General features: G+C 76.3%; 13 protein-coding genes. 4 read left to right on the top strand and 9 right to left on the bottom strand.

The features are described from left to right. The 9 genes from ACWEO5_RS20005 to ACWEO5_RS19965 form a co-directional block, all read right to left on the bottom strand. On the bottom strand, positions 1–666 hold a 666-nt coding region (locus ACWEO5_RS20005; protein ID WP_452163628.1), incomplete at its 3' end, for a thiamine pyrophosphate-dependent dehydrogenase E1 component subunit alpha. Continuing rightward, entirely contained in the window at positions 656–1,597 is a 942-nt protein-coding gene (locus tag ACWEO5_RS20000; RefSeq protein ID WP_452163627.1) for a phytanoyl-CoA dioxygenase family protein, read from the bottom strand. The genes ACWEO5_RS20005 and ACWEO5_RS20000, both read right to left, overlap by 11 nt. After that, positions 1,594–2,697: a 4-hydroxyphenylpyruvate dioxygenase gene (gene hppD, locus ACWEO5_RS19995; RefSeq protein ID WP_452163626.1), complete on the bottom strand. Its 1,104-nt coding sequence runs from the start codon at positions 2,695–2,697 to the stop codon at positions 1,594–1,596. Before hppD ends, ACWEO5_RS20000 begins: the two co-directional genes overlap by 4 nt. Before the next feature lie 62 nt (positions 2,698–2,759). After that, complete coding sequence (locus ACWEO5_RS19990; RefSeq protein ID WP_452163625.1) at positions 2,760–4,019, bottom strand: beta-ketoacyl-[acyl-carrier-protein] synthase family protein; 1,260 nt, start codon at positions 4,017–4,019, stop codon at positions 2,760–2,762. A 123-nt stretch (positions 4,020–4,142) separates the two neighbouring features. Beyond that, entirely contained in the window at positions 4,143–4,673 is a 531-nt protein-coding gene (locus ACWEO5_RS19985; RefSeq protein ID WP_452163624.1) for a beta-ketoacyl synthase chain length factor, read from the bottom strand. Then, positions 4,670–5,839 carry a beta-ketoacyl synthase N-terminal-like domain-containing protein gene (locus tag ACWEO5_RS19980; protein WP_452163623.1) on the bottom strand — a complete coding sequence of 390 codons (1,170 nt, stop codon included), beginning with the start codon at positions 5,837–5,839 and terminating at the stop codon, positions 4,670–4,672. Before ACWEO5_RS19980 ends, ACWEO5_RS19985 begins: the two co-directional genes overlap by 4 nt. Positions 5,840–6,039: 200 nt before the next feature. Beyond that, entirely contained in the window at positions 6,040–6,261 is a 222-nt protein-coding gene (locus tag ACWEO5_RS19975) for a hypothetical protein (protein WP_344554770.1), read from the bottom strand. Between the two features lie 8 nt (positions 6,262–6,269). Further along, a complete protein-coding gene (locus ACWEO5_RS19970; protein WP_452163622.1) occupies positions 6,270–6,551 on the bottom strand; it encodes a phosphopantetheine-binding protein in 282 nt (93 codons plus the stop codon). A 106-nt stretch (positions 6,552–6,657) separates the two neighbouring features. Beyond that, positions 6,658–8,028, bottom strand: coding sequence for a class I adenylate-forming enzyme family protein (locus ACWEO5_RS19965; RefSeq protein ID WP_452163621.1), 1,371 nt, complete (start codon positions 8,026–8,028; stop codon positions 6,658–6,660). A gap of 584 nt (positions 8,029–8,612) precedes the next feature. On the opposite strand from ACWEO5_RS19965, the gene ACWEO5_RS19960 reads away from it, so the two are divergent. The 4 genes from ACWEO5_RS19960 to ACWEO5_RS19945 are packed head-to-tail and all read left to right on the top strand — an operon-like array spanning position 8,613 to position 12,882. Beyond that, positions 8,613–9,515: a methyltransferase domain-containing protein gene (locus ACWEO5_RS19960; RefSeq protein WP_452163619.1), complete on the top strand. Its 903-nt coding sequence runs from the start codon at positions 8,613–8,615 to the stop codon at positions 9,513–9,515. After that, positions 9,512–11,116 (top strand): glycosyltransferase, encoded by a 1,605-nt coding sequence (locus ACWEO5_RS19955; RefSeq protein ID WP_452163618.1) that lies wholly within the window; start codon positions 9,512–9,514, stop codon positions 11,114–11,116. Before ACWEO5_RS19960 ends, ACWEO5_RS19955 begins: the two co-directional genes overlap by 4 nt. After that, a complete protein-coding gene (locus ACWEO5_RS19950; RefSeq protein ID WP_344554765.1) occupies positions 11,113–11,886 on the top strand; it encodes an ABC transporter permease in 774 nt (257 codons plus the stop codon). The genes ACWEO5_RS19955 and ACWEO5_RS19950 overlap by 4 nt, the downstream gene beginning before the upstream one ends. 33 nt (positions 11,887–11,919) lie before the next feature. After that, on the top strand, positions 11,920–12,882 hold the full coding sequence (locus ACWEO5_RS19945; protein ID WP_452163617.1) for an ATP-binding cassette domain-containing protein: 963 nt from the start codon (positions 11,920–11,922) through the stop codon (positions 12,880–12,882). The last annotated feature ends 2 nt before the right edge of the window (positions 12,883–12,884 follow it).

Below are 12,884 nucleotides of genomic sequence, written 5' to 3'. Positions count from 1 at the left end.
GCCGGCCCGGGCCCGGGCCACCGCCGCGGCCGTCGCGTCCAGCACCGCCCGCGGGTCCGTCCCGTCCACCGCGTGCGCCGGGATGCCGAACGCCCGGGCCCGGCCCAGGATGCTGCCCGCCACCGCGTCCGCCGTCCGGGTCGAGGTCGCGAACCCGTTGTTCTCGCACACCAGCACCACCGGCGCCCGCCACAGCGCCGCCAGGTTGAACGCCTCCAGCACCACGCCCTGGCTCACCGCGCCGTCCCCGAAGTACGCCACCGCGACCCGGTCCGAGCCCGCCCGGCGCAGCGCCCAGGCCGCACCCGCCGCGATCGGCACCGCCGCGCCCACCATCGCGTTCGCGCCCAGCACCCCCAGCGAGAAGTCCGCCGCGTGCATCGAACCGCCCCGGCCCCGGTTCAACCCCGGCTCCCGGCCCGCCAGTTCGGCCATCGTCCGGGCCGGGTCGGCCCCCTTCGCCAGCACGTGCCCGTGCCCCCGGTGGGTCGAGGTGATCACGTCGTCCGGCCGCAGCGCCGCGCAACTTCCCGCCGCGATCGCCTCCTGCCCGGTGTACGGGTGGACGCCGCCCGGCACCACCCCCGCCCGGACCAGTTCCACCGCCCGCCGCTCGAAGCCCCGGATCAGCGCCACCGTCCGGTACAGGTCCGCGTCAGCAGCCATCACGGCCCGCCCCGGCGGAACGCCACAGCACCGGGCAGAACTCCGGGTCCGCGTAGTCCGGCCGCCCGTCCGGCAGCCGGCGCACCAGCACGTCGTGGTTGTACACCGCCGCGCCGCCGTCCGAGAGCGGGAAGCGCCGGTACTCGTTCGCCCCGTCCTGCAGGTGGAAGGAGACCGCCCGGCGCGGCCGCCCGCTGACGTTCGGCCCCGAGCCGTGGTACGTGCGGCAGTGGTGGAAGGACACGTGACCCTTCGGGATCACCAGCGGCACCTTCCGCACCTCCGCGCCGTTGTGCGCCGCGTTCAGCGCCAGCAGCCGCTCCAGGTCGCCCCGGTCGCGGTCCGCGAAGTGCCGGGTCACCGAGTCCTCCCGGCCCACCTCCCGCCAGCGGTGGCTGCCGTCCACCACCGTCAGCGTGCCCATCTCCTCGTCGCAGTCGTGGAACGGCACGAACGCCGTCAGCATCCGCTCCGAACTCGACGTCGACCAGTAGTGCTTGTCGATGTGCCAGGGCACCACGTTGCTCGGCTCGCCCGCCACCGCCGGTTTCAGGATCAGCGTCGACTGGAACACCCGGATCTCCGACACCCCCGCCAGCAGCGCCGCCACCGCCCCCAGCAGCGGCTTGCGCAGCACCCGCGCGATCGGGTCGCTCTCGTAGTGCACGTAGTCGTTGTGCCGCTGCACCGGCCCGTCCGCCGGCTTCCAGGCCGCCAGCCGGGGCGGGCGCACCGGCAGCTCCCGGCTGCGCGCGCCCGCGTAGTACGCCTCGGCGGCCGCCGCCAGGGCGTCCACCTCGGCCTCCGAGAACACCGGCCGGCTCAGGTACCAGCCGTGCTCCGCGTAGAACGCGACGTCCGCCTCGTCCGGCAGCAACTCCAGCTCCCCGGCGGTCAGTTCGAACCGCAGCTCACCCGTCCCGGTGCTCACTTCGCCACCACCCCGCCGCGCGCCGCCGGAACCCGCAGGGCCGCCAGCTCGCGCTCCTTGGCCGCGTACAGCGCCGGAATGTTCGCGGTGCCGAAGGTGCGGGCGCCGTGCCGCTCGATCAGCTCCCAGAAGAACGTCCGCCGCACGTGCAGCGAGGTCGCGAAGATCTGGTACAGCTCGCCCCAGTGGTCCCGGTCCAGCAGGATCCCCCGGCTGCGCAGCCGCTCCGCCGGGCGCACCGGCAGGGTGTCGTAGTAGGCGTCCGGCGTCGGGGCGAACCCGACCCCGCGCGCCGCCATCGCGTCCACCGCCCCGGCCACGTCGGCGCAGGACAGCGCCAGGTGCTGCACGCCCGGGCCGCCGTGCCAGGCCAGGAAGTCGTCCACCTGCCCCGGCTCGCGCGCCCCGTCCGGCTGGATCAGCGTCAGGGTGATCCCGCCCGACGGGCTCTGCACCACCCGGGAGAACATGCCCTGCCCGCCGACCTCGATGTACTCCTCGAAGACCACCTCGAACCCGAACGCCGCCCGGTAGTACGCCACCGTGTCGTCCAGGCGCCCGTCCGGCACGCACACCGCCGCGTGGTCGATCGCCCGCACCCACTCCGGCGCCGGCCCCTGCTCCTGCTCCTGAGCTCTCGGCCCCGGCGAGCCGGACGCCTGCGGCACCGCGACCAGGCCCGGCAGGAACCCCCCGCCCGCGCCCCGCCGCTCCACCAGCCGGTGCACCACGTCACCGAAGCCCGACACCACCGCCGTCACCACCCCGCCGCGCTCCCGCGGCGGCTCCAGCCCGAGCGCCCCGCCGGCCACCGCGCCCGCGTACGCGGCCGTCACGTCCGGCGTGCCGAACGCCAGCACGGCCACCCCGTCCCCGTGCCGGGCGACGTACCGCGCCGCCGGGTGCCCCGGCTCCAGGCCCGAGGTCAGCAGCACCCGGCAGTCGCCCTGCCCCAGCAGCAGACTGCGCTGCCCGGGCAGGCCGGTCTCCGGACCGCCCTGCGCCAGCAGGCGGAAGCCGAGCCCCGCGGACAGCACGTACGCCGCCTGGCGCGCGTCCCCCACGTGGAACTCGACGTGGTCGAGATCGAGGAAATCCATCGCGTGCAGTTCCTTCTCTTCTCCGACGGAGCATCAGTTCGCTTGTCATTGGCGGAAGTTGCTCAGACCTGGCGGGCCAGCACCGTGCTCGGCGGGCCCAGCACCAGGCTGACGTTGTGGCCACCGAACCCGAACGAGTTCGCCAGCACGTGCCGGACCCCCGGCGCCGGACGCGGCCCCCCGCGGACGTGGTCCAGCGCGCACTCCGGATCCGGGTCGTCCAGGTTGTGCGTCGGCGGCAGCAGCCCGCGCCGCAGCGCCAGCACCGACACCGCCGTCTCCACCACCCCCGAGGCGCCCAACAGGTGCCCGGTGACCGCCTTGGTCGCGCTCACCGGCGGCCCGTCCGCCCCGAACACCTGCCGGAGGGCCGACGCCTCCGCCCGGTCACCCAGCCGGGTGCCGGTGCCGTGCGCGTTCACGTAGCCCACGTCCCCCGGCGCCAGACCCGCGCAGCGCAGCGCCAGCCGCATGCAGGCCGCCGCGCCCTCCCCGTCCGGGCGCGGCGTGGTCGGGTGGTGCGCGTCGTTGGTCGCCCCCCAGCCCAGCACGTCCGCGTACCCCGCCGCGCCCCGGCCGTCCGCGTGCGCGGCCCGCTCCAGCACCAGCACGCCCGCGCCCTCGCCCAGCACCAGACCACTGCGCCGCCGGTCGAACGGCCGGCTCGCCCCCGCCGGATCGTCGGCCCAACCACGGGCCAGCGCACGGGCGTTGGCGAAGGTGTCGGCCAGCGTCGGAAACAGCGGCGCCTCCGCACAACCCGCCACTACCACGTCCGCCAACCCCTCGCGCAGCAGCCGCCACCCCTCCGCGACCGACTGCGCCCCCGCCGCGCACGCCGTCCCCACCGAGGAGCTGTAGCCCCGGATGCCGTGCCCGATCGCCACCCGGGCCGCCGCCATGTTCGGCAGCATCCCCGGCAGCAGGTACGGGCTCACCCCCAGCCGCCCGCGCTCGGTGCGCGCCACCACCTGCGACTCCAGCGTCGCCAGCCCGCCCGTCCCCGACAGCACCACCGCGATCCGGTACGGGTCCACGTCCCGGCCCGCCACGATCCCGGCGTCCGCCAGCGCGTCCGCCGCCGCCCGCAGCGCCAGCACGATGTACCGGTCCACCACCCGGGTCTCCGGCGCCGGCAGCACCGACACCGGATCGATCGGCGGAGCGAACCCCGCCACCTCCAGCGACCCGGCCAACGGCCCGTCCGGATCCGGCCGGCGCAGCCCCGACCGGCCCGCGCACATCGCGTCGAACACCGCCCCGGCGCTGCCGCCGACCGGCGTCACCAGACCCATCCCGGTGACCGTGACGTCCGTGCCCATGCCCGTGCTCCCTCCAGCTGACGACGTGTTGCGCACCAGCGCCCGGCGGGCCCGGTGTCTCTCCTGCGCGAGCCGGTGCGAGCCGGTGCGGCGCCCCGGCGGGGCCCGGTGACCCCGCCCCGGTCAGTACGCGTCCGGCGGCGCGAGCAGCACGGCGGCGGCGCGCTCCGCCCCGCCCGGTACGGCCGACTGCTCGACCAGCACCAGCAGGACGAGCCCGGCGTCCCCGTCCGCGAGCAGCCCCTCGGCGACCGCCACCCCGGAGCGGGCGTCACCGACGCACACCACCGGACCGGTCAGGTCCCGGCGCGCCGCCAGGTGCCCGGCCACCGCGTTCGGCACGGCCTGGAAGAACAGCAGCGGCCCGAGCCGCTCCCCGCCGTCCACCGCCCCCGCCACCCGCACCGCCCCCGCCAGATCACCCAGCGCACTGGCCACCACCACCGCGGTCACCGGCCCCCCGGCACCGGACCCGGACGGGTGCGCGTCCAAGCAGCGCCGGGCGGCCTCGGCGGCCAGCGGGCTGAACGAGGACGCCACGAACCCCGGCAGCACCGGCAGCACGACGTCCGCCGCCGACTCCGGCCACCGCCCGGCCGCCACCACCCGCAACCCGGCCGCCACCGCCAGCTCCCGCAGCCCGTCGGCGCTCACCGGACACCCACCAGCAGCGCCGTGTTCGCGCCGCCGAACGCCGTGCTGAGACTGAGCGCGTACGCACCCGGCGGCGGTGCCGGGGTGTCGAAGGCCCGCACCAGGTTCAGCGGGCAGTCCGGGTCCGGGCCCAGCAGCCCGGCGTTCACCGGCAGCCGGCCGGCCCGCAGCGCGGCCACCGTCAGCACCAGTTCGAGCAGCGCCCCGGCCTCCAGGGCCTGGCCGTGCACCGACTTGGTCGAGGAGACCGGCACCCGCGCGCCCGCCGGTCCGAGCGCCCGCAGCAGCGCCGCCGCCTCGGCCCGGTCGCCGAGCACGCTGCCCGCGCCGTGCGCGTTCACGTACCCGACCCGCTCCGGTCCCACCCCGCCCCGGTGCAGCGCCGCCCCGATCGCCCGGGCCAGCCCCGCCCCGTCCGGCCGGGGCCGGCAGACGTGGTACGCATCGCCCGCGCGGCCCCAACCCGCCAGCACGGCGGGCGGATCGACGCCCCGGGCCCGGGCCGCGTCCGCCGCCTCGACCACCACCGCCGCCACCCCGTCCCCGAGCAGCAGCCCCGTCCGGCCCGCGCTGAACGGGCGCACCCGCCCGTCCCGGGCCAGCGCCCCGCCCGCGTCGAACACCGCGAACTGGTCCGCCTCCACCAGGTACCCGGCCGCCACCACCACCCGCTCCACCCGGCCGCGCGCCACCGCCGAGGCGGCGTCCGCGACCGCGTCGGCCGAGGCCGTGCAGCCCGAGGTGTACGCCCGGCCGCCGTGGCCCGACAGGCCGGTCCGCCGGGCCACGGCGGCCGCGAACGCGCCCACCGCGTGCTCCGCGCGCCGCTCGGGCACCGCCCGGGCCAGCGCCGGATCGCCGTGCACCGCCAGGTACAGCGGACAGTCGGCCCGCTCCGCCCCGGACAGCCCCGCCGCCCCGCACGCCTCCTCGACCACCCGGTCCAACTCCGCCTCCAGGCGCAGCGGTTCGGGATGCACGGCGGCCCGGTCGGTCCGCCGCCCGGCCACCTCGAACCGCCCCACCGGGCCGAACGCCGCCCGCCCCTCCAGCGCCGCCCCGAGCAGCGGCCCCACGCCCCGCCCGAACGCGCTCAGCACCCCCGTCCCGCCGAGCACCACGGACCGGGGGCCCCGACGGACGGCCGTCAGTACGGTGTCGGTCATCCTCGGTCACCTCCCCTTCGTGCGTCTCGCCCTGTCATCGACTCTTCCGCGTGCGTTCCGTGCGTTCCGTGCGTTCCGTGCGTCCCGCGCCGTCCGGCGGCCCGGCCGTACGGGGCCGCCCACCGGGTCCGGTCGCTCTCCCGCTCCGTCCCGTCCCCCCGCTGCCGCTGTGTCCCGTCCTGCTCTGTCCCGTCCCGCCGCTACCGCTGCGTCCCGGTCCGGAGCCCGTCCAGCAGCAGTGCGGCGTCGGACACCGTGGCGATCCGGGCCAGCGTGTCGTCGTCCAGCCGCTGTCCGTGCCGCTGCTCGATCACGTGCGCCAGCCAGGCCAGCTCCATCGAGTCGATCCGCTCCGGCACCTCCTGCGGCGTCCGCCCGCCGAACTCCGCGAGCAGCGCGAGCACTTCCTCCCTGGCCGTCACCGCCACGGTCAGTGCCCCGCCGTCGCGGACGCGAGCCGGGCGGCCACCGCCGCACCGAACTCGCCGACCGTCATGGTGCCCAGCAGCTCCGCCTCGTCGTCGTCGAACCGGACGCCGAACCGTTCCTCCACCCGGACGCCCAGCTCGGCCAGCGCCAGCGACTCCAGGTCCGCGCCGGCCGGGCCGAGCCGGGTGTCGTCGTCGATGTCGGTGGTGTCGTAGTTCATCTCGCCCAGCGCGGACAGCACGAACGCGCGGATCTCGTCGAGGGTGATCGCCTCGGTGGACATCGCCGCTCCTTCCTCTTCTTCTTCGGTTGCTTCGACTTCTCGGGTCCCGGCCGCCGGGGCCGGGCCGTTCAGGACCATGCCATTGACGCTCAAACGCTCAGGGCGCTCAGGGCCGCCGGACGGCCGCCGCCAGCGCGGCCCGGTCGCGCACCGGCTTCCCGGTGGCGGTCCGCGGCAGCCGCTCCAGCACGTGCAGCAGCCGGGGCCGCTTGTACGCCGCCAACCGCTCGGCCAGCCGTTCCTCGACCGCGGCCGCGGTGCCGCCGGGGGCGAGCACCAGGTACGCCTCGATCGCGGAGCCGTGCAGGACGACCGCGGACTCGACCTCGGGCAGCGCGGCCACGGTGTGCTCGACCTCGGTCAGGTCGACCTTCAGCCCGCCGACCGACACCTGCGAGTCGAGCCGCCCGCGGACCCGGACCCGCCCGGTCCCGGGATCGACCGACCCGCCGTCCCGGGTGCGCAGCCAGCCGTCGGCCCAGCGCTCCGCGCCGGCCGGGTCCAGGTAGGGCGAGCGCTCGGCGGCGACCAGCAGTTCGCCGTCCGCCTCGCGCAGGCCGAGGCCCGGCGCGGGGGTCAGTTCGGGGCGGTGCGCCCCGAACAGGTCGGTGGCGATCACGCCGACCTCGGTCATCCCGTACATGCTGCCCAGCCGGACGCCGTACCGGTCGACGAAGGCCCGGTGGACCTCGGCGCGGACCGGCTCGCCGCCGGTGGTCATGCCGGTCAGCTGGGGGAGCCGGGGCGGATCGGCCGCCCAGCCCAGCAGTTCCAGGTGGAACGGCACGCCCAGCAGGGTGGTCGGTTCGGGGCCGGCCGCCACCGCGGCCAGCACGCCCTCGGCCGTGATCCGTTCGGGGAAGGCCAGCCGCACCCCCGCGTGCAGGCAGTGCAGCAGACCGCCGACCAGGCCCAGCACGTGCACCGGCGAGGCCAGCGAGACCATCCGCTCGCCCGCCCGGGGGACCCCGTCGATCCGCTCGTACCGGCCGAGTTCGGCGACCAGGTCGGCCGCCGTCCGCCCGATCACCTTCGCCGGGCCGGTCGATCCCGAGCTGAGCTGGACCAGCGCGTGCGGCCCCCCGGCCGGCCGGCCCGGCCGGGCGGTGACCCGGGCGAGCTGCCGGTAGTGGCCGCGGGCCGGACCGCCCGGCACCGGGTGCTCCGCGTCGACCAGCACCTGCGGCGCCAGCCGCTCCAGCGCCCGGTCGGTCTCGAACGGGGTCAGCCGGTGGTCGAGCAGCGCCACCCGGGCCCCGGTCCGCCAGCCGGCCAGCAGCTGGACGACCAGTTCGAGCGAGGGCGCCAACCGGATCGCCACCGACCCGCCCCGGCGCAGCCCGGCCGCGCCCAGCGCGGCCTGCCGCTCCCGGACCAGCCGGCGCAGCCCGTCCCGGGTGACCGGTCCGTCGAAGAAGAGGCAGGGCTCGGCGCCCGGGCCGCGCAGGAGCACCTCGTCGACCCATTCGGGTGCCAACGGCCCGGACGGGGCCTGTGGGAGCGCTCCCACGCTATGCGCCGGAGCTGCCGAAACGTCTTTCATGGAGAACCCGAACCTCTTCCTGGCACGGTCGTGGGGAACCTGTGAAATTCCCACGCCGAACTTTCAACGCTGAATTGACCGGGTGTCAAGACCTGTTACCGGAATCCGCGCCCCGGCCGAATTCCGCCGCCCCGAACCCGCCCCGGGCCCGCCGCCGGCCCGCCCCGGCCCCGCTCCCGCCGGTCGCCCCCGTCGGTCGCGTCCGCTGCGTTGACGGGGGAGCACCCCCTCGCTAGTGTGACCGCCGGTTGGCCAACTCGCCTGGTACGGCAGCCTGTTGCCAGCTCCTGACGGATCGTCCGCTGACGACCGGTCAGCTCCACCGCCGCCCCCGCCCGGCATGCCCCGCTGCCGCCGCCGCTGCGGCCGGAGTGTCATCCGCATGCCCACGGGTCGTTTCCCCGGCGGGTCGATCTTGCGATGGACCAGACCAATCCGACGTTATCGCGCGCATTTCCGCGGCATTTCCGGCCGCCATTTATGGGCGCATCCATGTCAACTTTTTGAGGACCGGCCCAGTGGACCCTGCAGTGGAACCAGCCCGCGAACCCGCGACCGACTCCGGCCTGAACACGGCCGTGGAGCGCTACTACGACATCACCCTCGACCTGTACGAGGAGCTGTGGGGCGAACACGTCCACCACGGCTTCTGGGACGAGGGCCAGAGCCCCGCCCTGGACGGCGCCGACCGGCACGCCGCCACCGACCGGCTGGTGCGCGAACTGGTCGAACACGCCGCCGTCCCGGCCGGCTCCCGGATCCTCGACGTCGGCTGCGGCATCGGCGGCCCCGCCCTCCAACTGGCCGGCCCGCTCGGCTGCACCGTCGAAGGCGTCACGCTCAGCGCCCGCCAGGCCGCCCGCGCCAACGAGAAGGCCCGCGCCGCCGGCCTCGACCACCGCGCCCGCTTCCACCAGCAGGACGCCCTCTCCACCGGACACCCCGATGCCGCCTTCGACGTGGTCTGGGCGATGGAGAGCCTCATGCACCTCCCCGACCGTCCCGCCTTCTTCGCCGAGGCCCACCGCCTGCTCCGCCCCGGCGGCACCCTCGCCGTCGCCACCTGGGCCGTCCGCGACGGCGCGCTCGACGCCGACGAGCGCGCACTCGTCCGGCAGATCCTGCAGCACCAGGTGATGCCCGACTTCTCCTCCCTGGAGGAGCACGAAGGACTCGCCCGCGCCGCCGGCTTCACCGACGTCGCCGTCGCCGACTGGAGCGCCGCCGTCGCCAACTCCTGGGACCCCGCCTTCGCCCGCATCCCGCAGATCGACCGCGGCCCCGCCGCGATGCGCGACCTGGCCCGGACCCGGGGCGTCGACGTCCTCGGCTTCTTCCACGCCGGGCCCCTGATGAAGAAGGGCTTCGACACCGGCGTCATCACCTACGGCGCCCTGCGCGCCGTCAAACCCCGGCCATGACCGCGCACCCCCCGCTCCGCGAGGTCGCCGACCTCCTGCGCACCGTCCTCGGCCGACCCGCCGACTGGACCGACACCCTCCGCCCCGACACCCTCCTCGACGGCGAACTCCACCTGGAGAGCCACGACCTGGCCGCCTGGAGCCTCGCCCTCCGCACCCGCTACGGCCCCGCCGCCGACCTCGCCACCCACCTCACCACCCTCGACCTCGACGCCCTCACCACCCTCACCCTCGCGGACGTCGCCACCCTCGCCGCCGGCTCGACGCCCGGCGCTTCGGCAGAAACTGACGGAAAATCAACTCCCGCCAGTAGCACGGCCCCCGCCTCCCCGCCCGGCACCGGGGCCGCGCCCCCCGCGCCCGCCCCGTCCCGGGGCCGACCCCCGCGCGGGCGGTTCCTCTTCGTCTCGCTGCCGCTGTTCGGACACGTGCACCCGCTCGCCGCCGTCTCCCGCGAACTGCTCGCGCGCGGCCACCAGGTGCTGTGGGCCGGCTCCGAAGCGTTCCTGCGGCCGCTGCTCGGGCCGGACACGCCGATCGCCCCGATCCCGCTGCGCGCGCACCGGGGGCAGGCCGACCGGGGGCTGGCGGCAGCCAGGTCGCGCTGGGACGGCTACATCGTCCCGCACGCCCGGCACACCCTGCCCGGCATCGAGCGCGCGGTGGCCGCCTTCCGCCCGGACGTCCTGGCCGTCGACCAGCACGCCGTGGCCGGCGCCCTCGCCGCGCACCGCGCCGGCCTGCCCTGGGCGTCGCTCGCGCCCACCACGATGGAGCTGACCCGCCCGTACCGCACCGCCGTCCCCCGGGTGGAGGAGTGGATCGAGGGGCGGATGGCCGCGATGTGGACCGCCGCCGGACTGCCCGGCGCGCCCGCGCACGACCTGCGCTTCTCCCCGCACCTGCTGATCGGCTTCACCGGCACCGCCCTGACCGGCCCGCTGGCCCGGCCGGACAACGCGGTGCTGGTCGGCCCGGCCCTGGCCGCGCGGGAACCCGACCGGGCCTTCCCCTGGGAGTGGCTCGACCCGGCCCGCCGCCAGGTGCTGGTCACCGTCGGCACGCTGTCCCTGGACCTCGCCGCCGACTTCCACGCCCGGATGGTCGAGGCGCTGCGCCCGCTCGGCGACCGCCTGCAGGCGGTGATCGCCGCCCCGGACGGCACGGTGGCCGACCCGCCCGCGCACGTCCTGGTCCGGCCCCGGGTCCCGGTCCTCGAACTGATGCCGAGGCTGGACGCGGTGGTCAGCCACGGCGGCCTGAACACCGTCTGCGAGGCGCTCGCCCACGGCGTGCCGCTGCTGGTCGCCCCGATCAAGGGCGACCAGCCGATCAACGCCGCCCAGGTCGCCGCCGCCGGGGCCGGCCGCCGGGTCCGGTTCGCGCACGCGAGCCCGCAGCAACTGCGCGCGGAACTGCTCGCCGTCCTGGACGACCCCGCCCACGCCGCCGCGGCCCGCCGGGTCCAGGAGTCCTTCGCCGCCGCCGGCGGCGCACCCGCGGCCGCCGACCACCTGGAGACCCTGCTCCCGGCCCGCCCCCGATTTCCCCGCCCCGCCCCGCCGCCCTCCCCGTCCCGAACAGGAAACGCCCACCCGTGAAGACCCCCAAGCCCCTCCGCGACACCTGGCTGGTGTTCCAGCGGCACCTGCTGCTGATGTCCCGCTCCCCGCTGCAGATCTTCCTCGGCGTCGCCCAACCCGTCGTCTACCTCGCCCTGTTCGCGCCGCTGCTCAAGCCCGCCCTGGCCCCGATGGGCGCGGGCACGATGGCCGACGCCTACCGGATCTACGTGCCCGGCATGCTCGTCGCGCTCGCCCTGGGCGGCGGCCTGTACGTCGGCTTCGGCCTGCTGGCCGAACTCGGCTCCGGCGTGATCGAGCGGGCCCGGGTCACCCCGGTCAGCCGGGTCGCGCTGCTGCTCGGCCGCTCGCTGCGGGACGTGGTGGTGCTGGCCGTCCAGGCGGCCGTGCTCATCGTGCTGGCGACCCCGCTCGGCCTGCTGGTGCGGGTCCCCGACCTGCTGCTGGCCTACCTGCTGCTCGCGCTGATCTCGCTGACCAGTTCCGCGGTCTCCTACGGCCTGGCGCTCAAGGTCGGCAACCCGGACGTGCTGGGCCAACTGGTCAACAACCTCGCCCAGCCGCTGATGCTGCTCTCCGGCACCCTGCTGCCGCTCGCGCTGGCCCCGCTGTGGCTGCGCCGGGTCTCCGACTGGAACCCGTTCAGCTGGGCCGTGACCGGCATGCGCGCGCTGTTCACCGGCCACCCGGACGACCCGGCGGTCTGGCGCAGCCTCGCCCTGATGGCGGTCGTCGCCCTCGCCGCGCTGCTCTGGTCCGCCCGCCGCTTCGCCCGCACCGTCCGCTGAACCCCTCCCCGACCCCCCAGCAGAAGGACCCCGATGATCGAGACCAGCGCACTGCGCAAGTCCTACCGGACCGGCCGCCGCGGCCGGACCACCACCGTGGACGCCGTGGCCGGACTGGACCTGCAGGTGGCCGAGGGCGAGATCTTCGGACTCCTCGGCCCCAACGGCGCCGGCAAGACCACCACCCTGCGGATGCTCGCCACCCTGCTCCCGCCCGACGGCGGCCGGGCCACCGTGGCGGGCGCCGACCTGATGGCCCGCCCCGCCGACGTCCGGCGCGCCATCGGCTACGTCGCCCAGGGCGGCGGCACCTGGGACGAGGTGACGGCCCGTGAGGAACTCGTGCTGCAGGCCAGGATGCACGGCCTGGACAAGACCGAGGCGCAGGCCCGGGCCGCCGCCGCCGTCGACTCCTTCGACCTCGCCGAGTACGCCGACCGCCCCTGCCGCGGCTACTCGGGCGGCCAGCGCCGCCGGCTCGACATCGCCCTCGGCGTGGTCCACCGCCCCACCGTGCTGTTCCTGGACGAGCCCACCTCCGGCCTCGACCCCGCCGCCCGGGCCCGGCTGTGGGCCGAGGTCCGCCGGCTGCGCGACGCGGGCATGACGGTGTTCCTGACCACCCACTACCTGGACGAGGCCGACGCGCTCTGCGACCGGATCGCCATCGTCGACGGCGGCGCCAAGGTCGCCGAGGGCACCCCGGCCGAGCTCAAGCGCTCCATCGCCGGCGAGGTGGTCACCGTCACCGTCGCCGAACCCCACCTGGCCCCCAAGGCCGTCGAGGTGCTCGCCGCCCAGGAGTGCGTCCGCACCGCCGAGGAGCGCGGGGACGGCGCCCTGCGGCTGTCCGTCGACGCCGGGGAGAGCGCGATGCCGCAGATCATGCGGGCACTGGCCGGGGCGGACATCGCCACCGCCACCATCGCCCTGCACCGCCCCACCCTGGACGACGTCTTCCTCGCCCGCACCGGCCGCTCGATCGAGGAGTCCTGACC

The organism is Kitasatospora sp. NPDC004272, from assembly GCF_053603035.1.
Note: the sequence above shows the minus strand (reverse complement) of the source record. Positions and strands in the feature narration are given on the sequence as shown.